General features: G+C 71.4%; 20 protein-coding genes. 13 read left to right on the forward strand and 7 right to left on the reverse strand.

All coding sequences use genetic code 11. From position 1 onward, the window contains the following. Window positions 1–184 precede the first annotated feature (184 nt). The 4 genes from WMF22_RS46990 to WMF22_RS47005 form a co-directional block, all read right to left on the reverse strand. Window positions 185–1,912 (reverse strand): discoidin domain-containing protein, encoded by a 1,728-nt coding sequence (locus tag WMF22_RS46990; RefSeq protein WP_438033992.1) that lies wholly within the window; start codon window positions 1,910–1,912, stop codon window positions 185–187. 544 nt (window positions 1,913–2,456) lie between these two features. Next, a complete protein-coding gene (thiO, locus tag WMF22_RS46995) occupies window positions 2,457–3,566 on the reverse strand; it encodes a glycine oxidase ThiO (RefSeq protein ID WP_437296331.1) in 1,110 nt (369 codons plus the stop codon). A gap of 102 nt (window positions 3,567–3,668) precedes the next feature. After that, window positions 3,669–4,064 carry a type II toxin-antitoxin system RelE/ParE family toxin gene (locus WMF22_RS47000; RefSeq protein ID WP_438033993.1) on the reverse strand — a complete coding sequence of 132 codons (396 nt, stop codon included), beginning with the start codon at window positions 4,062–4,064 and terminating at the stop codon, window positions 3,669–3,671. Next, complete coding sequence (locus WMF22_RS47005; RefSeq protein ID WP_438033994.1) at window positions 4,036–4,401, reverse strand: hypothetical protein; 366 nt, start codon at window positions 4,399–4,401, stop codon at window positions 4,036–4,038. Before WMF22_RS47005 ends, WMF22_RS47000 begins: the two co-directional genes overlap by 29 nt. 685 nt (window positions 4,402–5,086) lie before the next feature. Between WMF22_RS47005 and WMF22_RS47010 the strand changes: the two genes are divergently transcribed. From WMF22_RS47010 to WMF22_RS47020, 3 genes are read left to right on the forward strand one after another with little or no spacing between them, the layout of a single operon-like run. Then, window positions 5,087–5,356 carry a hypothetical protein gene (locus WMF22_RS47010; protein WP_437296334.1) on the forward strand — a complete coding sequence of 90 codons (270 nt, stop codon included), beginning with the start codon at window positions 5,087–5,089 and terminating at the stop codon, window positions 5,354–5,356. Window positions 5,357–5,381: 25 nt separating this feature from the next. After that, window positions 5,382–5,654, forward strand: a complete 273-nt coding sequence (locus WMF22_RS47015; RefSeq protein ID WP_437296335.1) for a hypothetical protein — start codon at window positions 5,382–5,384, stop codon at window positions 5,652–5,654. Next, window positions 5,642–6,070 (forward strand): type II toxin-antitoxin system VapC family toxin, encoded by a 429-nt coding sequence (locus WMF22_RS47020; protein WP_438033995.1) that lies wholly within the window; start codon window positions 5,642–5,644, stop codon window positions 6,068–6,070. The genes WMF22_RS47015 and WMF22_RS47020 overlap by 13 nt, the downstream gene beginning before the upstream one ends. Before the next feature lie 116 nt (window positions 6,071–6,186). Here WMF22_RS47020 and WMF22_RS47025 read toward each other — a convergent pair whose 3' ends face one another. The 3 genes from WMF22_RS47025 to WMF22_RS47035 all read right to left on the reverse strand — a co-directional run bounded on the left by WMF22_RS47025 (window position 6,187) and on the right by WMF22_RS47035 (window position 8,750). Further along, entirely contained in the window at window positions 6,187–6,969 is a 783-nt protein-coding gene (locus tag WMF22_RS47025; RefSeq protein ID WP_438033996.1) for a hypothetical protein, read from the reverse strand. 40 nt (window positions 6,970–7,009) lie between these two features. Next, complete coding sequence (locus WMF22_RS47030) at window positions 7,010–7,720, reverse strand: hypothetical protein (protein ID WP_438033997.1); 711 nt, start codon at window positions 7,718–7,720, stop codon at window positions 7,010–7,012. A 169-nt stretch (window positions 7,721–7,889) separates the two neighbouring features. After that, window positions 7,890–8,750, reverse strand: coding sequence for a hypothetical protein (locus tag WMF22_RS47035; protein ID WP_438033998.1), 861 nt, complete (start codon window positions 8,748–8,750; stop codon window positions 7,890–7,892). Between the two features lie 354 nt (window positions 8,751–9,104). Between WMF22_RS47035 and WMF22_RS47040 the strand changes: the two genes are divergently transcribed. The 10 genes from WMF22_RS47040 (at window position 9,105) to WMF22_RS47085 (ending at window position 19,083) form a co-directional block, all read left to right on the forward strand. Further along, window positions 9,105–9,647: a hypothetical protein gene (locus WMF22_RS47040; protein WP_438033999.1), complete on the forward strand. Its 543-nt coding sequence runs from the start codon at window positions 9,105–9,107 to the stop codon at window positions 9,645–9,647. A gap of 11 nt (window positions 9,648–9,658) precedes the next feature. Further along, window positions 9,659–10,201, forward strand: a complete 543-nt coding sequence (locus WMF22_RS47045; RefSeq protein WP_438034000.1) for a hypothetical protein — start codon at window positions 9,659–9,661, stop codon at window positions 10,199–10,201. 169 nt (window positions 10,202–10,370) lie between these two features. After that, on the forward strand, window positions 10,371–12,011 hold the full coding sequence (gene ffh, locus WMF22_RS47050; protein WP_437296343.1) for a signal recognition particle protein: 1,641 nt from the start codon (window positions 10,371–10,373) through the stop codon (window positions 12,009–12,011). A 10-nt stretch (window positions 12,012–12,021) separates the two neighbouring features. Next, complete coding sequence (locus WMF22_RS47055; RefSeq protein WP_438034001.1) at window positions 12,022–13,086, forward strand: carbohydrate-binding family 9-like protein; 1,065 nt, start codon at window positions 12,022–12,024, stop codon at window positions 13,084–13,086. A gap of 311 nt (window positions 13,087–13,397) precedes the next feature. Continuing rightward, window positions 13,398–14,231 (forward strand): hypothetical protein, encoded by an 834-nt coding sequence (locus WMF22_RS47060; protein ID WP_438034002.1) that lies wholly within the window; start codon window positions 13,398–13,400, stop codon window positions 14,229–14,231. Then, window positions 14,228–14,746 (forward strand): hypothetical protein, encoded by a 519-nt coding sequence (locus WMF22_RS47065; RefSeq protein ID WP_437296346.1) that lies wholly within the window; start codon window positions 14,228–14,230, stop codon window positions 14,744–14,746. The genes WMF22_RS47060 and WMF22_RS47065 overlap by 4 nt, the downstream gene beginning before the upstream one ends. 87 nt (window positions 14,747–14,833) lie before the next feature. Continuing rightward, window positions 14,834–16,150 (forward strand): DUF3696 domain-containing protein, encoded by a 1,317-nt coding sequence (locus WMF22_RS47070; protein WP_438034003.1) that lies wholly within the window; start codon window positions 14,834–14,836, stop codon window positions 16,148–16,150. Further along, window positions 16,143–16,718 carry a hypothetical protein gene (locus WMF22_RS47075; protein WP_437296348.1) on the forward strand — a complete coding sequence of 192 codons (576 nt, stop codon included), beginning with the start codon at window positions 16,143–16,145 and terminating at the stop codon, window positions 16,716–16,718. The genes WMF22_RS47070 and WMF22_RS47075 overlap by 8 nt, the downstream gene beginning before the upstream one ends. A 12-nt stretch (window positions 16,719–16,730) precedes the next feature. Then, window positions 16,731–18,707, forward strand: coding sequence for an ABC-F family ATP-binding cassette domain-containing protein (locus tag WMF22_RS47080; protein WP_437296349.1), 1,977 nt, complete (start codon window positions 16,731–16,733; stop codon window positions 18,705–18,707). A 115-nt stretch (window positions 18,708–18,822) separates the two neighbouring features. Then, window positions 18,823–19,083 (forward strand): hypothetical protein, encoded by a 261-nt coding sequence (locus WMF22_RS47085; RefSeq protein WP_437296350.1) that lies wholly within the window; start codon window positions 18,823–18,825, stop codon window positions 19,081–19,083. Window positions 19,084–19,532 lie beyond the last annotated feature (449 nt).

A 19,532-nucleotide genomic window follows, 5' to 3' on the forward strand; every position in this document is an offset into this window, starting at 1 on the left:
GAAGGCTGACGCTGCCTCGTACCCCGGACACTCCCAGGACACGGCGAGCCCCGCGAAAAGTTCCTGACGCGCGGGATCTCGGCCGTGATGGGGCCCGGCTCACATCGACGGTGACGGGCGACGGCGCAGGGGGCTCCCGCGGCGCGCGGGAGCCGGTGTTCAGGACGGGCGGGGCTGCGGGCGGCTAGGGCGCGCCCGCGTGCGTCAGCGTCTCCCAGCCGATGTGGTTGCCGACCCGGGTCCCGGCGCTGCTCATCGCCCTGATGCGTGTGATGAGCTCCTGGGTCTTCGGCATGCTGATCCCGCGCCGGTTGCGGAACTCGTTGTACCCGATCTCCCAGCCCATGACCGCCGAGCCGCCGCCGGCGGTCTTGGCGAAGCTGCTGCACGGCCAGTTCCGCGCCGGCATCCAGCCCGCGGGTGTCACCTCCACGCCGACCCGATTGCCCGTGTTGTCGAGGTACTGCAGCACGTAATCGGCGTTCAGCTCGAGCGCCGCCCGCAGGCGGTTCTCGTCATGAGCCGGGTCGTCGCTGTAGGCGCTGCGAGCATCGCCCTGGATGCGAAGGGTCTCTGCCATGTTCGCCAGCGAGCTCACACCCATCTGCATGTGCCCGAGGTCGCGGCAGGTCTCCTGCTCCAGGCCGGCGATGTAGCGCGTCGGGTTGCTCCAGATCCCCGCGAGAGCGCCCTTCGCGTCGTCGGTGTAGCGCGGCCGGCCCTGATAGATGGGATAGAGCGGCTGGCGGCCGTCGCTCGGCATGTAGATCATGGCCTTGCTGGAGTGCTCCACCTGGCTCACGGCGTACTCGTACTTCTCGCGATCGTTCGTGAAGATCGCGATGCCGAGCGCCGTCTCGTTCATCACGGAGGTCCGGTTCTGGCCGCCTGTCCAGCCGTCCTTCACCAGGTCCCAGTAGACGGTCCTGAAGTGGTTCTCTTGCAGCGCCGTGTCCTCGGCAGTCCAGCCGCTGTACGTGTAGCGCAAGATCTCCGCGGCCCGCAGGAAGTTGGTGCCTGCCCAGCCAGCGGCGAAGTGGCCGTTGGCGTAGACCTGACCGTTGTTGTCCGGGAAGCGGGGCTGATCGAACAGGATGGCGGTCATCGTGCGCGCCCAGGCGTTGATGATGCGCCTCGCGTTCTCGGCGTACTGTGCGTCGCCGCTGTAGTAAAAGAGCAGCGCCTGCGTATAGGCGGCGTTCGCGTCGCTCACGATCTCGCTGCACCCCGCTTGCTCGAAGCCCATATCGAGGGCTTTCTGCTTCGAGCCGGGCGTGGAGCATTTGACGACGGGCACCGGGCTGGCGACGTAGTCCCGCTTCGCGTGCCTCGAGCCCCGGGCGAGCTGGTACTCCTTGCTCCAGGGCTGCGCGCCGCTGCCGATCTTCGCCTTGACGAAATCCAGCTGGGCCTTGCTGACCAGGATGCCCGGATGCACGAAGCCACCGGCGGGGGCCGCGCTGGCGGTGATCTGGAGCTCCGTCACGCTGGCGTAGTCGTTGACGGTATTCCCGTTGACCGTGAGGCGGACGTACCGCGCGTCGACGGCCTGGAGCTCGATCGGCTGGAGCGATGTGTTGGGCAGGCTCTTCCCCGCGAAGAGCGGAGAGAAATTTTGGCCGTCCGTGGACGTCGAGAGCGCGTAGTCGTAGATGCGTCCATCGACTCCGCCGTTGTACCACCCCAGAGAGACGCTGCAGATGCGCTGCGTCCCGCCCAGGTCCGCCGTCACGTAGGCGCCCTTGCCGCGGCCCGACCAGCGGGTGGCCAGGCTGCCATCGCCGACGTTCGCCGCCGGGTTCTCGGCCTGCGCGACGCTGGCGACGAGGCTCGTCGGCGTGAGGCGAACCGTGCAACCAGGCGCTGCGAGCGGCGATTGCTGCTGGTCGCCGAATTCATAGCTGCCTGCCACAGAGCCCTCGTCAGCGCCTGTGTCGGTACCTACGACGCAACCCGCGAGAACAGCCGTCAGCGCAACACACATTGTGGGAACAGCGGTGCGTAAGCTCAAGGTATTCTCCTTTCGGTGGATCATTTCACCATCAAGGCGTGTGCGTGATGATGCCACCAAGTAAGATCGAAGCTATCAAGGGTATGAAATACGGTATTCCGCGCCGATGTCAAGCTCGTGCCAGAGAGCCTGCTCCTGGTTGACAGCTCATTGCCTTGCTCGTCTGGCCTCCCGCCTGGAAGAAGAATGTATGTCAGCGTCTTGTCCGCTGACCGAATGGGCTGTGGTCAATTCACGGCTGACGATCGAGGCTCCCCGAGGAGCGTTGGCCTCGCGAGGGAGCTCAGCGGATTACCATCGTCACGCTGGCTTCGTTCCCATCGGGCGGAGTGGCCAGTGGCTCGGGCGCTGTCGCCCCGAGGAATCGCGAGAGTCTTCGCGCATCGATGCTTGAGCGGGCGACCGTCAGCTCGCCGCGCCAGGTGCGCACATCTCGCCGCCGCGCTCAGCCGGTGATGCCGGGCCGTCTGGCGGAGAAGGGCGACAGATCCACCGGCGGCTCCTCTCCGGCGATCAGCGCCGCCACGATCTTCGCGGTCACCGGGGCGAGCAGGACGCCGTTGCGGAAGTGCCCTGTCGCGAAGATCAGATTCGCGATCTCCCCCTCGCCGAGGATCGGCAGCGCGTCCTTCGGGTGGGGCCGGAGGCCGGCCCACGTCCTGCCGATCGGCGCGTCGCCGAGCGCGGGCGCGAGCCGGAGCGCCGCGGTCAAGAGGTCGCGCACGGCGCGCGACGTCACCGCGGTGACGTAGCCGGCGAACTCCGTGGTCGCGCCGACGAGCACGCGCCCGTCGTCGCGCGGCGACAGGTAGCAGCCGGGGCCGTAGACCACCTGCGAGAGCACCGGCGTCGCCGGCGTGAGCTCGACGATCTGCCCGCGCGCCGGGCGCACCGCCGAGGGCGCGAGGCCCGACGCCTCGAGCAGGGACGACCAGCTCCCGGCGGCGAGCACCGTCCAGCCCGCCTCGACCTTCGTGCCGTCCTCGAGCTGCGCGCCGCGCGCGTGCTCCCGCTCGACCACGATGCGCCGGACGGTCGCCCCGGTGCTGAACAACACGCCCGCGCGCTCCGCCGCGATGCGCAGCGCGCGCATGAGCGACGGCGGATCGATGCGCGCCTCGTCGGCGAGCCACGCGCCGCCGGCGACCTCGTCGCAGAGCGCCGGCGCGTGCGCGCGGACCCCGTCGCCGTCGCAGATCTCCACGGCGAGGCCGGCTTCCCGCTGCCACGCGAGCTCGCGCGCGATCTCCTCGCGTCCTTCGGCGGTGAACGCCACGCGGAGGGCGCCGCTCTGCCGGTACCCGACGTCGATCCCCGTCGCCTCGACGAGCGACGCGGCGAGCTCCGCGTACAGGGCGCGGCTCGCGAGGCAGAGCCGCGCGAGGGGGCCGTCACCCGCGGCCTCGAGCTGGGGCCCGATGATCCCCGCCGCCGCCCACGAAGCGCCCTCGCCCTGGTTGCGCTCGAGGACGCGGACAGACAGCCCGCGCCGCGCCAGGGCCAGCGCCGAGGCGCACCCGGCCACGCCGCCGCCGATCACCACCACGTCGCTCATCGGCGCGTGCATAGCACGCCGGGCGCCGAGAGCAGCCACCCAACCTGGAGCGCTGCGGGGGGTCGGCGCGCGCCGGGAGGAGCGACGCGACGCATTGCCCGTTCACCTCTTCCGCGGCTTGCGTGAGGGGAGGCCGGCCCCGGCCAGCGGCCGCTGCTGCCGCGCGTGGAAGAGGCGCAGCAGCCAGAGGTCCCCGTCGGGGTCGGAGGCGTCCACGAGATACCAGACGACGTAGGGGAGCTTGCGCAGGAGGAGCCTGCGGACGACGGCGCGGTTCTCATCGTCCTTTGCCTCGGCGGGACCGATCCCGGGGAAGCGGGCGAGGAGCTCGATGGCCTCGTCGAGGCCGGTCCGCAGGCGCTCGACCTGCTCGAGCCCGCGGTTCTCGTCGAGCCAGCGCACCTGATCGCGGAGGTCGCGGGCGAACTCCCGGCGGAAGCGGACGCGGCGGCTCACGTGGCGCCCTGGCCTAGCGGGCGCGGCGACGAGGGGCGTCACGGAGCGCCTCGTCGAAGATGGAGTCGATCTCCTGGCGCGCGGCCTCGTCGTGGTCTCCCGCTTTCATCCGCTCCCAGACCGCCCAGACCTGGGCTCGCTGCCACTCCTCGGCCCGGCTGAGCTGCTCCAGGTCGTCGATCTCCTGGACGCGCTCGCTGAGGAGCGCGCGGATCGCGGGCGAGAGCTTGAGGCCGCGCTTCTTCGCCTCGGCCTGGACCCGCTCCCGGAGCTCGGCCGGGAGCACCACGCTGACGGGTCCGCTGTCCTCGTCCGGGCCTCGTCCCGCCGGACCGCGTTCCTCATCCCGGCCACGCTTCGCCGTTCCCGTCCCTCTCATCGGTGCTCCTCGCGGAGGCAGGATAGTGAAATCCACTATGGCGTGCAACCGGGCGGTCCGGCCGCTGCTGGGGAGACGCCGGAGATCTCTTGAAGAGCGCCGAGCGCTGGCCAGCTCCGTCGGCCAGTGATGGCCAGACTTCCGCTCCGCGTCAGGGGTAGGTCGGCGCGGGTGAGCATGGATCCATCGCCCCAGGCCTTTGCCCACGCGTTCCGGCACTCGCCGGCACCGGAAGGGCGTGGGAGAGGCGCTGCCGCCTGCCGGCAGGGGTGAGGGGAAGGGCTGCGGACGCCCGGCAGGGGGTGAGGGAAGGGCTGCGGACGCCCGGCAGGGGGTGAGGGGAAGGGCTGCGGACGCCCGGCAGGGGGGAGGGGAAGGGCTGCGGACGCCCGGCGTGGGTGAGGGGAAGGGCTGCGGAGACCCGGCAGGGGCAGGGAGAAGCGCTTGCGGAGACCGGCAGGGGTGGGGGGGAAGCGTTGCGAAGACCCGGCAGGGGGGAAGCGTTGCCGAGACCCGGCAGGGATAGGGAAGCGCTGCCAGGTGCCGCCAGGGGCAGGGGAACGCGCTTCCGGGTGCCGGCAACGACGATAGGGGAAAGCCTTGCCCGCGTTCGGAGCCGGCGGTGATTGGACGGTGTGCTCACGCGGAAGATAGGGCTAGGGTTCTGGAGCAACAGGAGTCGCGCATGCGGGTCATCATGGAAATACTGGAAGGCGCGTTCCGTACGCCCAAGATCCCGGAGCAGGTCGCGGAGGAAATCCGGCATGCGGCAGCAGCTTTCTCGGCCGCTCATGGGGATGTTGCCCCGGCAGTCGTGAGTGAAATCATCGCGCCGTCCCCTGCCCGAGAAGGAGCGGCGTTGATGGATATCTTGTTGAGCATGCCCGAGGTCGGGGAGGGCGCGGACTTCGAGCGACCAGGGGCCTACAGGCGGCCGGTCGCCGAGCTCGATTGAGGTACCGGCGAGACGGGAGGAACGGATGGAGTTCATCGTAAAGATACCGGAAAAGGTGTTCCGAACGGCCAAGACCCCCGAGCAGGTCGCGGAGGAGATGCGGCAGGCGGCGGCTGTCTTCTGGGTCGCTCGTGGGGATGTCGCCCCGGAGGCCGTGAGTGAGATCACGGCGCCGTCTGCGCTCGAGACCGAGGGGACGCTGTACGAGCTGCTCATGCAGGGGCCCAACGTGGGTGATGATGCAGACTTCGAGCGCCCCAGGGATCACGAGCGGGAGCTGCTCGAATGGACTACCTGATCGACACGAACGTCGCCTCCGAGCTGCGCAAGGCAGGTGCGGCGCACCCGCGCTTCATCACTTGGTCGACGCGCGTGAATCGGAGCGCCATGTTTCTCTCCGTGCTCGTGGTGGGCGAGATTCGCCGCGGAATCGAAAGCCTGCGTCGCAAGGATTCGGCACAAGCACAGTCCTTGGATACGTGGTTCGACCGTATCCTCGTCTCGTTTGGTGGGCGAATCTTGCCAGTCACTCAGGAGATCGCAGAAACCTGGGGCCGCCTGTCCGTGCCCGACAGATTGCCGACCGCCGATGGCCTCCTTGCTGCCACGGCCCTTGTGCACAACCTCATTCTGGTCACCCGCAACACCCGCGACGTTGCGCGTACCGGCGTGAAGCTCCTCAATCCTTTCGACGAAGCCACTTCAGAGCCTTAAAGACATACGCACGCCCTGGTACAAGGCGTCAGGGGGCGCGAGGATCTTCGACACAACAAGCCCCTCGGAGCCTCCGGCTTCGCTCGCCTCAGCGTGGCGTGAGCGCGCAACGACCGCTACGCCGACGTCCCTCCGCCGGTCTCCTCGGCTGCCGTTGCAGGTTCGGGCACCTTCGCTGCGGCCTGGGGTTCCGCGGCTCCCGGCGCCTGGGCGGTGTCGGAGGCCGCGACCTCCGGCGCCTTCACGGCAGGCTCCGGCGCCGCGACGTCCGGCGTCTGTGTCACGGCTTCCGCCGTCTTGACAGGCTCCGACGTCGCGGTCTCTGGTGTCTTCGCTGCAATTTCCGGCGCCTTTGCGGCCTCCGGCGTCACGCCCTTCGCCGCCGCCGCCGCGCCCTCCGCCGCCTTGGCCGGCGCTCCCGCCTTCCCCTTCTTCTCCTTCGCGGCCTTCGCCTCGAGCGCGCCCGCCGCGATCGGCTCTCGCTTGCCGTGGCCGACCGCGCGCGGATCGCCGTACGGGAACGCCGCGCTGCCGCTCGCGTCGATCGGCTTGCGCGGGGCCTCCGGATCCGTCGCCGGGCTCGGCGGCGGCGCGATCGGCCGCGGCGCGCGCAGCCGGTCGCCAGGGCCGGCCTGGGTCCACACCTGCACGTCGCCGAGCACGCGCGTCCTGTTCGCCATCCGCCGCTGGCCGCGGGCGCCGAGCAGCTTCTCCAGGAACGTCGGGGGCGACGTCGCGCCAGGCTCGCCCTTCACCCAGCACGTGTAGTCGCCGATGCCGGTGCCCCGGAACGCCTCGCGGCAGACCGCTATCCCGAGCTCGGCCGCGATGTCGCTGAGGAGACGACCCGGCGCGGCCTCGACCGTCCTGTGCTCGTTGACGAAGGTGACCTTGGGCATCGGTGGGCAGGGAGCGTCCTGCTCCCCTGCCGCGAGCGCGTCAAGAAGCGCGGCGCGCGTCCCTCGAGTCCCGCACGCGGTGCAGCACCCGCGCGATGCCGAACAGGTTCCAGCCCGCGAAGCCCACGAACAGCGCGACGAGCGCGACCGCCCAGCGCGAGGCGCGCGGCGAGCTGCCGTCGATGAGCAGCCAGGCGTCGCCCGTCACGGCCATCCCCGCCTGCTCCTCCACCTCGGCGGCCAGCCGCGCGTGCCGGATGCCCGCGCTGTTGAACGGCACGAGCCGCCCCGCGAACGTGCTCGGCGGGACGAAGCGCGGGCCCTCGAACCCCTCCGGCACCCGGATCTCCACCCACAACCCCGGGTTGCCCGCCACCGGCGCCAGCCGGAACGAGTCGCCCTCCGCGGCGCGCCCGTACCGGATCGCGCCGCGCGTCCCCAGCAGGCCGACGGCCCGCACGTAACGGTTCGCGAGGTCCGCCTGCGGCCGCAGCGACGCGAGCTCCCCCACGTCCGCCGGCTGGCCCGGCGACAGCGCGTAACGCGCCTCCCCGAGCAACGCGACGGCCATCCACAGCGCGGCGATCGCGGTCGCCGCCATCAGCGCCACCGTGACCGTGCGCTCCTGCTTCGGTGGCGACGGCAGCGCGAGCAGCTCCGGATCGGGCCCCGCCACGTCGAGGCCACCGCCGCCCGGGCCGCGCGGGCCGGACGTCATGGATTCCAGGGTCGAGGTCGGGTCGGTGGGCACGCTCCGTCGAGTATATAGCCGGAGCGCCGGCCGCGGTGCACCGCCGTCTCGCCGGTCCCCGGACGAGGGGAGGAGCGGGCTCGGGCGTGGCGGACCTAAGCGCGCAGGACGCCGGGCGCGGCGCGCAGGACACGGGCGAACCCCACGCTCCCGGCGCGCGTACGCGGGCTCAGCACCAGCACACCGGGTTGCCCGTGGCCACCGAGGCCTCGAAGACCCGGCGCAGGGCGCCGAGGATCCGTTCGAAATCGGCGATGCCCAGCGCGCGCTGCGCCACGTGGAAGCCGCGCGGATATGCGGATCGGACGCGCCCCTTGTCGTCCTGCATTCGACCGTCGGGCCAGGGAATGCACCTGCCGGGAACGGCGACCCTGGACTCGAACTCGCGTCCCGTGTCGAGGTCCCGGAGCAGCACGCGGCCGCCCTCGTGGGCCTCGGTGCGCTCGGGCTCCAGCAGGATCTGCGCGACGCGCAGGGCGCGGAACAGCTCGCAGGGGGGCGCTCCGCGGCTCCGCACGAAGAAGCCGTTCACGTCGAAGCCGAGGTTGATCTGCTCCGATCCGCTCATGACGAAGATGCCTTCGTACTGCGGAACGAAGTCATAGAGCTCATCACCGGTCTCGGAGTCGACAAGGAAGGCCGAGCGGACGGAGGCGACGAGCTCGGCGAACCGCGCGAGCTCTCCCAGCGCGCGCGCGCTGGCTTCGGCCGGCATCATGCCGCCGTTCGCCGCCGGCAGCTCGGCCCGAAGCGTCGGGAAGTGCTGCCAGCCGATCCGATCGAGCGCCGCCTGGAACGCCCTGAGACCTGCCCAGTTCGAGATCCACTCGGAGGCGAGCCACATGCGCGGGTGCGGGCAGCAGTCCTCCATCCATGCATAGAACGCGTCGTGCGCGTCCTGGCGCTCCTCTGGGAGCGTCAGGCAGAGCTGCCCCTCTTCATCGAACGCCACGTGCTCCGCGTGCGGGGGCGGCGTCCGCGTCGTCCCGTCGAGCCAGCATCTGCACATCACGGTTGCGTCCAGGCCCATTCGTGCGCCTCTTGCGTCACTCGCAGCAGCCGGCGGGATCCCCGCCGCGCGAGCGTCCGGCGGCGGGGCGCCGAGTCTAGCCCGTGCCTTCGCCCAGCAGGAACCGCGCGACGCGATCGCCGGGCCGGCGCCCGGATGCGCGCCGGGGGCGGCGCGTGGCGGCACCCCCCACGCGCCCGTGTTCCTGCCGCCGGCCCGCGAGCCTCGTACCGCCCGCCTCCGGGGGACCAGCCGCGGCCCCGCCCACCGCCCTCGCGCGCCGCCCCTGAGCTCGCCGCACGCTCGCCCGGCCGCGGCGCAGGGGGCCGCGTCGCGCGCTTGCCCGCACGCGGCGCCTTGCCTAGCCTAGCCGCGATGCCCTCGAAGAACGACAGCTCCATCGTGTGCCCGTCGTGCGGCGCGAACAACGCCTCCGTGACGGCGAGCGGGCGCTGCATCGCGTGCGGCGCCAGGATGGGCTCGCTCGCGCCTTTCCGCGACGCCGAGCTCGACCGCCACCGCCGCTACCAGCAGGAGGGCTTCTCGATCCTCTGGTGCCTCATCGCCCTCGTCCTGCAGAGCGTGCTCACCGCGGCCCTCGTCGGCGGCCTGCCCATGATCGTGCAGCAGCTCGACTTCGAGGGGTCGAACGGGATGATCGTCGCCATCCCCGTCTGGTTCATCGGCGGCGTCCTCCTCGGCATGATCTCGCCCGGAAAGACGTTCCTCGAGCCGGTCGTCGCGTCGTTCCTCGTCGCGATCCCGACCGTCTTCTACCTCCTGCACAGCCAGACCGTCCGGACGATGCCGCTGTTCATGTACGTGATCATGGCGCTCATCGGCGTGCTCTTCACGCTGATCGGCTCCTACCTCGGCGAGCGCATCCAGATGGGCCCGCCCGCGAAGCCGGCCGACTGAGGGCGCCCAGCGTGACGACGAGGCCCGGCGCGACGGGCAGCGCAGCGGCGGCGGACGCAGCAGGGACGGCGAAGGCGGCAGCGGCGGCGAGCGCAGCAGGGACGGCCGTCCGGCGGATCGCCGCGGCGAAGCGGATCGCCGCGGCGCTCGCCGCCGTCGCCATGGTCCAGGCGGCGCCCGGGTGCGGCCGATCGGCCGAGCAGCAGGAGGCGGACGCGCTCCTGCATGCGATCGACGTCCTCCGTGACGCCCCGAGCGAGCCGCGCGAGGCGCGCGAGGCGCTGCTCGCGGAGCTCGAGCGCCAGCCCGCATCGACGCCGCCCGCCGCGAGCGCCAAGGACACGTGCGCGCGGGCCTACCGCCTGCTGCTCGACGCGACGGCCGCCGAGGCGCGCGTCCGCGCCCTGCTCGAGGCGCCCGACGGGGCCGCCGGGCCCGGCGCGCTGGCGGATCTCGTCGCGGCGGACGCGAAGGTCAAGGAGAGCGCCGAGGTCATGCCGAGGTGCGCCGAGGCGCTCGCGATCCTCCGCCGCTCGGGCCGGCGCGGGATGTGACGTCCCGCGTCGTCCGCGCCCGCGCCGGCGGCGTCCGCGCTGGCCGAGGCGCCCGCGCCGCGCGCCCCCGGGGAGGCGCGCCGTCCGCGCCCGCGCTGCGCGTCGCGCGGCGTTGAAGAGGGCAAGGGGATCCGCGCTCGCGGTCCCCTGTGCTAAGACCCGCCCTGCCATGTTCGACACGCTGACACGGGGCTTTCGTCAGGCCAGAAACCGCCTCGCCGGGCTCACGGAGCTCACCGCGGGCAACATCGACGTCGCGCTCCGCGAGGTACGGCTCAGCCTGCTCGAGGCCGACGTCGAGATCGGGGTGGTCAAGGCGTTCCTTGCCCGGGTCAAGGAGGCCGCGGTCGGCCGCACCCTGGAGACGCGCGTGAAGCACGCCGGCGAGGTCCACCAGGTCTCGGCGAGCGACCACTTCATCAAGATCTGCCACGACGAGCTCGAGGCGATGATGACCCACGAGGGCGACGAGATCGCCTGGGCCGACGGCGGGCCCACGGGCATCATGATGGTCGGCCTCCAGGGCTCCGGGAAGACGACGAGCTGCGCGAAGCTCTCGCGCTACCTCGAGAAGCAGGGGAAGAAGCCGCTGCTCGTCGCGGCCGACATGCAGCGCCCCGCGGCCGTCGAGCAGCTCAAGGTCCTCGGCGAGTCGCTCAAGATCCCCGTGTTCAACGTCCCGGGCGAGTCGCCGGTCGCCATCTGCGCCGCGGCCCGCGGCGAGGCGAAGCGGCTCGGCCGCGACGTCATCATCTACGACACCGCCGGCCGCCTCGCGATCGACGAGCCGCTCATGCAGGAGCTCGCGCAGATCAAGGACGCGACCAAGCCGGAGAACATCTTCCTCGTGGTCGACGCGATGATCGGCCAGGACGCCGTGAAGACGGCGCGCGGCTTCAACGAGCGGCTGTCGATCGGCGGCGTCGTGCTGACGAAGCTCGACGGCGACGCCCGCGGCGGCGCGGCGCTCAGCATCAAGGAGGTGACGGGCGCGCCCGTCCTCTTCACCGGCCTCGGCGAGACGACGGACAAGTTCGAGCCGTTCCGCGCCGACGGCATGGCGAGCCGCATCCTCGGCATGGGCGACGTCGTCGGCCTCATGCAGGACTTCGAGGAGGTCGTCGACCAGAAGAAGGCCGAGAAGGACGCCGCGCGGATGCTCCAGGGCGACTTCACGCTCGAGGACTTCCTCGATCAGGTGCGGATGATCCAGAAGATGGGATCGCTGAAGGATCTCGTCGACAAGCTGCCCCTCGGCGGCATGTTCCCGGGCGGCCTGCCCCAGGACGTGAACCTCGACGACCGGGAGCTCGTCCGCATCGAGGCGATCATCCAGTCGATGACCCGCCACGAGAAGAGCGACCCGTACGCGCTGGTCCGCGAGCCGAAGCGGGTGGAGCGCATCGCGAAGGGCTCGGGCTCGAAGCCCGAGGCGGTGAGCGAGCTCGTCCAGAAGTTCCTGTTCATGCGCCAGATGATGAGCGGCCTCGGCCAGAACATGGGCCTCATGGGCAAGATCCCCGGCATGAAGCAGATGGCCATGGCCAAGAACATGCGGGAGATGCAGAAGCAGATGATGGCCGGCGGCGGCATGCCCGGGATGGGGATGCCGGGCATGGGCTTTCCGGGCATGGGCTTCCCCGGGATGGGGATGCCCGGGATGGGGATGCCGGGCATGGGCGGCTTCCCGGGCGCCGGCGCCGGGGGCCCGAACATGACGAAGATGAAGACGCTCAGCGCCTCCGAGCGCAACGCGAAGAAGGCGCAGCGCAAGCGCGAGCGCGACGCCCGCAAGAAGGGGCGCAAGTAGCGGCGGCCGCGTGCGCGGGCCCTGCTGCCGGCGGCGCGTTGTTGACGGTGCGCACGGCGCGCGGTCGCTCGCGCTCGCCGCCGTGGCCTTCGCCGCCGCGTGCTCCCGGGGCGGCGGGGGCGAGCAGGAGGCGGCGCCGTCCGGGGCGACGGGTCGCGCGCCGGCGAGCAGCGGCGCGGGGGCCGGACAGAGCCAGAGACGACCGCCTGCCGTCGTGAAAGAGCTCTCGGTGCGCAAGCTCGCGCCCGGCGCGGCGGTCGTCATCGACGGCCGCCTCGACGAGCCGGCGTGGCAGGCGGCGGCGACGACAGGCCCGTTCGTCAACGTGGGCACGGGCCGCGAGGACCGGTCGCTGCCGACGCAGGGCGAGGCGCGGCTGCTCTGGGACGACGGGTTCCTCTACGTCGGATTCGACGTCAGCGACAGGACGATCACCGGCGGGTTCCCCGAGGGCGCGCGCGACCCGCACCTCTGGGAGCGGGACACCGTCGAGGTGATGATCGATCCCGACGGCGACGGAGATAATAAAGACTATTACGAAATTCAGATAAACCCTCAGAACCTCGTCTTCGACTCACAGTTCGACGACTACAACGCTCCGCGGGGCGGCCCGAGCGGGCCCTTCGGCCACCAGGAATGGAGCGCGGGCCTCGAGAGCGCGGTGGCGCTGAGGGGGACGATCGACGACGACTCGGACGAGGACCGGGGCTACGTGGTCGAGGCGAAGATCCCGTGGAGATCGTTCGCGAAGGCGAAGGCGGCGCCGCCGTCGCCGGGGGACGCGTGGCGGATGAACTTCTACGCCATGCAGAACAACGGCGGGGCCGCGTGGTCGCCGATCCTGGGCGACGGGAACTTCCACAGGGCGCGGCGGTTCGGTCGGGTCCGGTTCGTCGGGACCGGGGGCGAGACGGGCGGCGCGGGCGCGGGCGACGCGGGCGCGGCGCCCGTGGCGGCGCCATCGGCGAAGCCGCCCGGCGCGACGGGCGCTGCGGGCGAGAGGCCGGGCGCCGCGGCGCCCTCCGCGCCGGCTGGAGCCAAGCCGGGCTACCGGGCCGATCCGCCGGACCGCTGAGCCGCGCGTCCGGCGCTTCGAGGCTCGCCACCACGCGCGAGCGCGCTGTTCTCCGGGAGGAACAGGTGTCTCTTCCAGAGAGACAGGGTGCTCGACGGCCTCGTGCTCAACTCCGGCGATCAGGGGAGCGATGATCCTCGTTTTCGGCGCAAACGCGGGAGCTCGTCGCCGGACGCTCGGTCCGCTCGCCGTGGCCTCATGTTTGCCAGGACCTTCGCCGTACGCTTCGTCTCTCGCCGACAACGTCGCTTCGACGACCCGACTGACACCCGCCAAGGCTGACACGCTTCCGACGCTCCTGGAGGTATCTCATGAGGTCTCAATTCATCACGACAGTCGCTTTCGTGGGCCGCATCGACGGTGAGACGCGTTGCGCGTTCTGGGCCGAGGAGCCCACGGAGCACGGCTTCGACCCGTCGCGCCTCGTCAGCGTGGATCTGGCCCTCACCCCTTCGGCCGCCGCGCGCGGCGAGACGAGCTGGGACGCGGTCCAGGTGGACGACAGCACGGTGAGCCTGAGCGGCGCGCTCACCGGCACCACCCTCGGGCCGCGCTGGCCCGAGATGCAGCTCAGCGGCGTGGTGCTGCTCGAGGCGACGATGTGGAGGCGGCTCGCGGCGGCCGCGCACCTGACGTGCCCGCCGGCCGGGGCCACCGGGCACGACTACGAGTACCAGACGGTCGTGTACTGGCCTCACCGGAGCGACCCGCGGGCGGGCCAGCGGTACACAGGCTACCACGCCGAGATCCTGGAGGCGCGCGGCACCCTCGCGAAGGTGGCTGTCTACAGCAGCGGCGGAGCGGCGCGCGGCGCGAAGCCGTCGGTGACCTGGATCGATCTCGCCTCCCCCGAGCAATGCGACGTGGGGCGCGGCAGCCTCACGCAGATTGGCGTCGGCGACGCCCCGAAGAAAGGAGCGCTGTTCCTCGCCACGGGCACCGTCACGACCGCTGCCGCCGCCCCGCGTGGGCCGAAGATCCCGCCGTGGGCGAGCGAGAGCGTGAGCCCCAAGATCCCGCCGTGGGAGGGCGAGAGCGCCAGCCCCAAGATCCCGCCGTGGGAGGGCGAGAGCGCCAGCCCCAAGATCCCGCCCGGTCTCGGCGAGGTGTCGCCTTCCGGGCTCGCTGCGGGATACGAGAAGTGAGCGCGATCCCCCCGATCTCGGTGATGGGGCCGGCGGAGGATCCCGTCCTCCGCGGGATCGTCGAGCGGTGCCCGCGCATCGTGCAAGTGGCCTCGCTCGACGCGCTCGCGCTGCACCTGGAGCGCCGCGCGGCGGCGGAAGGCCCCACCACCCTCGATCTGAACGGCCACTCCACCCCGCACAATCTCCTGCGTTTCGCCGGCGTGGTGGTGGATCTGTTCCAGCCCGAGGTGGCGGCGTTCTTCTCCGGGTTGTCGGAGAGCGGGGTCCTCGATCGGCTCCACGTGTCCGGGGTGCGCCTGCTCGGCTGTCACACCGCGCTCGGGCCGGTGGCGCAGCGCACCCTCCGCCGGCTCTCCCGCACCCTGCGCCGGCCCGTCTGGGGCACGGTCACTGGGCTTCTGAAGAGCCACTACGACGCCGAGGGGCTCAATCCCGCCTTTCGCCGCCTGCTGGTCGAAGCAGCGGGCTCGCCCGTGCAAGCCGCCTCGGCCGCTGGGATCCGTATGCATTGAGCGACGGAGGGGGCATGCTCACGGCCACGGTCGGGCAGGAGCACGGTCGCTCGCGGCGCGAGCCGTCCGTGGAAAGGGAAACAGAGGATGTTCACGAAGCTCGGGCTCCGGAATTTCAAGTCCTGGCGTGGCGCACATGCGTTCGACCTCAGGCCGCTCACGCTGGTGCTCGGCGTCAACTCGGCCGGCAAGACGAGCCTGCTCCAGCCGCTCTTGCTCCTGAAGCAAACCATCGAGTCGCCCGACCGGCTCCTTTCGCTCAACCTGGGCGGGCAGCCCGGTGAGATGCTGGACCTCGGCAGGCTCTCCGACGTCGTCTCCGGGGGCGACGTGCGCGCCGGGCTCGGCTTCCGCCTGACGTTCGGCCCCGTGAGCATCGGGAAGGGGGCCGCGCCGCGCACGCTCGGCTCCGTGGACTACGAGGTGGAGGTCGGCGCCGCCGAGGACGAGAATCCCTACGTGGAGCGGCTCTCGTACGCCACCGCCGAGGGCGCCTACGCCGTCGCGCGCCAGCGAGACGGCGCCTACGCGCTCTCCGCGCCGGGCGGCCCTTTGCCCGACGACCGGCGAGCTCGGCGGACCTACGAGCCCGAGCGCTCCGTCGGCTTCTCGGCCGATGCGGTCGCCGCCCTCGGCGCCTCGGGGGCGGACGCGCAGGATCTCGCGCTCGCGCTGACGCGGGAGCTCCAGCGGCTCGCCTATCTAGGGCCCCACCGGAGCGTGCCCACGCGCCACTACGCCTGGACGGGGCGCTCGATAGGACAGCTCGGAGCGAGCGGCGAGCACGCGATCCCGGCGCTGATCGCGAGCCTCGTCGGCCGCCACGCCGACGGGTCCGAGCGGGGCCGCCTCGTCGAGCAGGTCTCCGCGGGGCTCGCGCGGCTCGGGATCGCGGACAGGATGGAGATCGAGCGCCAGGCGACGACGTTCTTCCAGGTCATGATCACCTTCCAGGGCCACCGGACGAACCTGCTCGACGTCGGCTTCGGGGTCTCCCAGGTCCTGCCCGTGGTCACCGCGGCGTACTTCGCGCCCGAGGGCTCGACGGTGATCATGTCGGAGCCCGAGCTCCACCTGCACCCGCTGGCGCAATCCGCGCTCGGCGATCTGCTCGTCGAGGCCGTGCGGGAGCGCCGGGTGCAGCTCCTCGTGGAGACGCACTCGGAGCACCTCTTCCGGCGGATCCAGACGCTGATGGCCGAGGAGCGCATCACGCCGGACGAGTGCGCCATGTACTTTGCCCGGTGCGATGGAGGGGACTCGGTGCTGGAGCCGCTCGAGGTGAACGGGTACGGGCGGGTCGCGAACTGGCCAGACAAGTTCTTCGGTGACACGGTGGGCGAGGTCGAGCGGCAGATGGAGCGGATGCTCGATCGCATGGAGAAGGACGAGCAACGTGGCTGATCATGTCGTCGACACCAACGTGCTCATCGTCGCGAGCGCCGCCGATCCTGCCTCGCCGTTCAAGGACACCCACGTCCCGACGGGCGAGCGGAGGATCGTCTTCGCGTGGCTCAAGGATTTTCGCGCCGATGACGGCCGCCGCCTGATCATCGACAGGGCCCGCGGCATCCTGCGCGAGTACAGGAGGAAGCTGACGGCCCAGGACTACGGCATCGTCGTGGCGATGGAGAAGCTCCGGACGGCGGCGTTCGTCTCCGTGCAGTACGACGGCGAGTACGCCGTCGTGCCCGAGCGGCTCGCTCGCTTCGACAACTCCGACAAGAAGCTCGTGGCGGCGCACCTCGCGCACCGGGCCGAAGGCGGTCAAAGCACCATCGTCAACGCGTGCGACACCGACTGGCACGAGCACGAAGAGGCGCTCTCCGCAGAAGGGGTGATCGTGGAGCAGCTCCTCCCGGCGTGGTGCCAGAGAGAGTTCTGGCGCAAGAACCCCGAGAAGATGCCTCCCGGGGCCGGCGATCGAGGACAGGACGGAGCCGGCCCCCCCGACCCCGGCGCCATGCGCTAAGCTCCGCGCCCTGTGCCCGTCCTCACCGCTCACGATCTCCACAAATCCTTCGGTCCGCAGACCATCCTCGACGGCGTCTCGGTCAACATCCGCACGGGCGAGCGGGTGGGACTCGTCGGCGTCAACGGCTCCGGCAAGAGCACGCTCGCCCGCATCCTCGCCGGGGTCGAGCAGGCCGACAGCGGCACCATCGCGCGCCGCCGCGGCGCGGAGATCGGCGTCCTCTCGCAGGATCCGGTCTTCGAGCCGACCGACACGGCGCGCGACGTGGTGCTCGCCGGGCTCTCCGCCTGGCACGCCGCCAAGGCCCGCCACGACGAGGTGAGCCGGGCGCTCGCGGCCGGCTCGGGGGACGCCGAGGCGCTCCTCGCCGAGCAGGCCGAGGCCGGGGCCGACGTCGAGCGGCTCGGCGGGTGGGACATGATGCACCAGGTCGATGCCATCATCGGCCACGTCGGCGTCACCCGGCCCGACGCGCCCATGAGCGTGCTCAGCGGCGGCGACCGCAGGCGCGTCGCGCTCGCCCGCCTCCTCGTGTCGCGGCCCGCCCTCGCCGTGCTCGACGAGCCAAGCAACCACCTCGACGTCGAGACGGTCGAGTGGCTCGAGCGCTACCTCGTCGAGGAGCACCCCGGCGCGCTCCTCCTCATCACCCACGACCGCTACCTGCTCGACCGCGTCGCGGAGCGCACCCTCGAGATCGACAAGGGCAAGGTCTACAGCTACGACGGCGGCTACGAGGAGTACCTCGAGCAGAAGGCCGAGCGCCTCGCGCTCGAGGCGCGCACCGAGTCGAACCGGCAGAACTTCCTGCGCACCGAGCTCGAGTGGCTCCGGCGGCAGCCGAAGGCGCGCACCGGAAAGCAGAAGGCCCGCATCCAGCGCGCCGAGACGACCAAGAGCGCGCCGCCGCCCAAGGCGGAGCGGACCGCGCAGCTCTCGGTGGAGTCGGTGCGCACCGGCAAGACCATCCTCGAGCTGAAGAAGCTCGGCCTCTCGCTCGACGGCAAGTGGCTCGTGCGCGGCCTCGACTTCACCCTGACCAAGGGCGAGCGCGTCGGCATCGTCGGCCGCAACGGCACGGGCAAGACCACGATGCTCCGCGCGATCCTCGGCCAGCTCGGCGCCGAGGGCGACGGCGCGGCCGCCGAGGGGCCCCGCATGGAAGGCGAGGTCGTGCTCGGAAAGAACTCGAGCGTCGCGTACTTCGACCAGCACAGGAGCGGGCTCGACCTCGACAAATCGATCTTCGAGAACATCGCGGGCTCGCACACGCGCGTCGAGGTGGGCGGCCGGTCCATGGACGTGCGCAGCTACCTGGAGCGGTTCCTTTTCGATCCGAACAAGGCGCGGCAGCCGGTGGGCTCGCTCTCTGGCGGCGAGCGGGCGCGGGTCGCCCTGGCGAAGATGCTCACCCAGAGCGTCAACGTGATCATCCTTGACGAGCCCACGAACGATCTCGACGTGATGACCCTCGCCGCGCTCGAGGAGATGCTCATCGAGCTCGACGGCTCGGCGCTCGTCGTGACCCACGACCGCTGGTTCCTGAACCGGGTGGCGACCTCGATCCTCGCGTTCGAGGGCGACGGCCGGGTCGTGCGGTACGCGGGCAACTACGACGCCTACCGCGAGCAGCGCGCGAACGCCGCGATCGAGACGGAGGCCGAGGCGCGGGCCGCGAAGGCCCAGGCGGCGGAGGCCCGGCCGGCGGCGGCGCCGGCGAAGGCCGCCGCGAAGGCAGGTGGCGCGCCGAAGCTCACGTACGCCGAGCGCTCCGAGCTCGACGGCATCGTCGGGAAGATCGACGCGGCCGAGCAGAAGGTCGCCGAGCTCGAGGCGAAGCTCGCCGACCCGACGCTCTACGCGAGCCGCGGCGCGGACGTGGCGGGGCTGCTCTCGGAGCTCGAGCGCGCCAAGCAGGAGGCGGCGCGCCTGGTCAGCCGCTGGGAGGAGCTCGAGACGAAGCGCGAGGCCGCCGGCAAGGCGTGACCGGGCGCGACGGAGCGCGAGGCCGGCGGCCATCGGTGCGGGGGGCAGGGCGCAGGGGCGACCTGCCTCGCACGACGGCCTTGTCGGCGCGGCGCCGCCCGGCGACCATGGCCTCATGATGACCGTGTTCGAGGTGCACCTCGCCGAGGGATCCGACGGCGCCGGCCTGCTCAGCGACGAGGTCCTGAGCGAGACAGGCGCGCAGGTGATGACGCTCCAGGAAGCGGCGCTGGTCGGCTTCCAGGGCCTCCAGGCGCTCGACGGCTCCGGCAACGTCCGGCTCATCGCCGTGCGCGCGCGCGACGCCGCCTGGATCCACCGTTGCCTGGAGACCCACGGGGCCGTCGCTGCGTTCCGGGCTCACCAGGTCGACTGAGCCACATCGCACCCGCTGCTCGACCGACCCCCGCGACGCCCTGGCGCGGCGTCCCCCCTGCGCGCTGTGGCGGGGGACTTCGGCCGAAGGTGGAGGGCTTTGGAGTCGCCAAGGCGCCATAAGACGCCAAAAGACGCCAAAAGACGCCAAAAGACGCCAAGATTTTTGTATTTTTCTTGGCGTCTTATGGCGCCTTGGCGGTTCCATCATTCCTTCCATCCTTCCGTCAGGGTAGGGGACTTCCCCCACCATCCCGCGCGCCTTGTCCGGAATGCCGTGGATGCCAGTCCGGCCGGCCGGCGCACGGAACATGAAGTCCCGACAAGCCCGCTGAAACAGGCGAAGCTCGCCTCCACGAACATCGATGAGATCCGGTGTCCATCACCACGCATGGAGCGCCTCCCGCGCGCCACCTTCGCGCGTCCCTGGCCCGCAGGAGGCTCGTTCTA

It is taken from the genome of Sorangium sp. So ce204 (assembly GCF_051526795.1).
In the GTDB taxonomy this organism is placed as follows: domain Bacteria; phylum Myxococcota_A; class Polyangia; order Polyangiales; family Polyangiaceae; genus Sorangium; species Sorangium cellulosum_B.

Excerpts from the sequence above, each read along its gene's own strand:
- thiO (WP_437296331.1), bottom strand. The coding sequence starts at position 3,566 with ATGAGCGACGTGGTGGTGATCGGCGGCGGCGTGGCCGGGTGCGCCTCG.
- WMF22_RS47005 (WP_438033994.1), bottom strand. The coding sequence starts at position 4,401 with ATGAGAGGGACGGGAACGGCGAAGCGTGGCCGGGATGAGGAACGCGGT.
- WMF22_RS47010 (WP_437296334.1), top strand. The coding sequence starts at position 5,087 with ATGCGGGTCATCATGGAAATACTGGAAGGCGCGTTCCGTACGCCCAAG.
- WMF22_RS47015 (WP_437296335.1), top strand. The coding sequence starts at position 5,382 with ATGGAGTTCATCGTAAAGATACCGGAAAAGGTGTTCCGAACGGCCAAG.
- WMF22_RS47020 (WP_438033995.1), top strand. The coding sequence starts at position 5,642 with ATGGACTACCTGATCGACACGAACGTCGCCTCCGAGCTGCGCAAGGCA.
- WMF22_RS47025 (WP_438033996.1), bottom strand. The coding sequence starts at position 6,969 with ATGCCCAAGGTCACCTTCGTCAACGAGCACAGGACGGTCGAGGCCGCG.
- WMF22_RS47035 (WP_438033998.1), bottom strand. The coding sequence starts at position 8,750 with ATGGGCCTGGACGCAACCGTGATGTGCAGATGCTGGCTCGACGGGACG.
- WMF22_RS47040 (WP_438033999.1), top strand. The coding sequence starts at position 9,105 with ATGCCCTCGAAGAACGACAGCTCCATCGTGTGCCCGTCGTGCGGCGCG.
- ffh (WP_437296343.1), top strand. The coding sequence starts at position 10,371 with ATGTTCGACACGCTGACACGGGGCTTTCGTCAGGCCAGAAACCGCCTC.
- WMF22_RS47060 (WP_438034002.1), top strand. The coding sequence starts at position 13,398 with ATGAGGTCTCAATTCATCACGACAGTCGCTTTCGTGGGCCGCATCGAC.
- WMF22_RS47070 (WP_438034003.1), top strand. The coding sequence starts at position 14,834 with ATGTTCACGAAGCTCGGGCTCCGGAATTTCAAGTCCTGGCGTGGCGCA.
- WMF22_RS47085 (WP_437296350.1), top strand. The coding sequence starts at position 18,823 with ATGATGACCGTGTTCGAGGTGCACCTCGCCGAGGGATCCGACGGCGCC.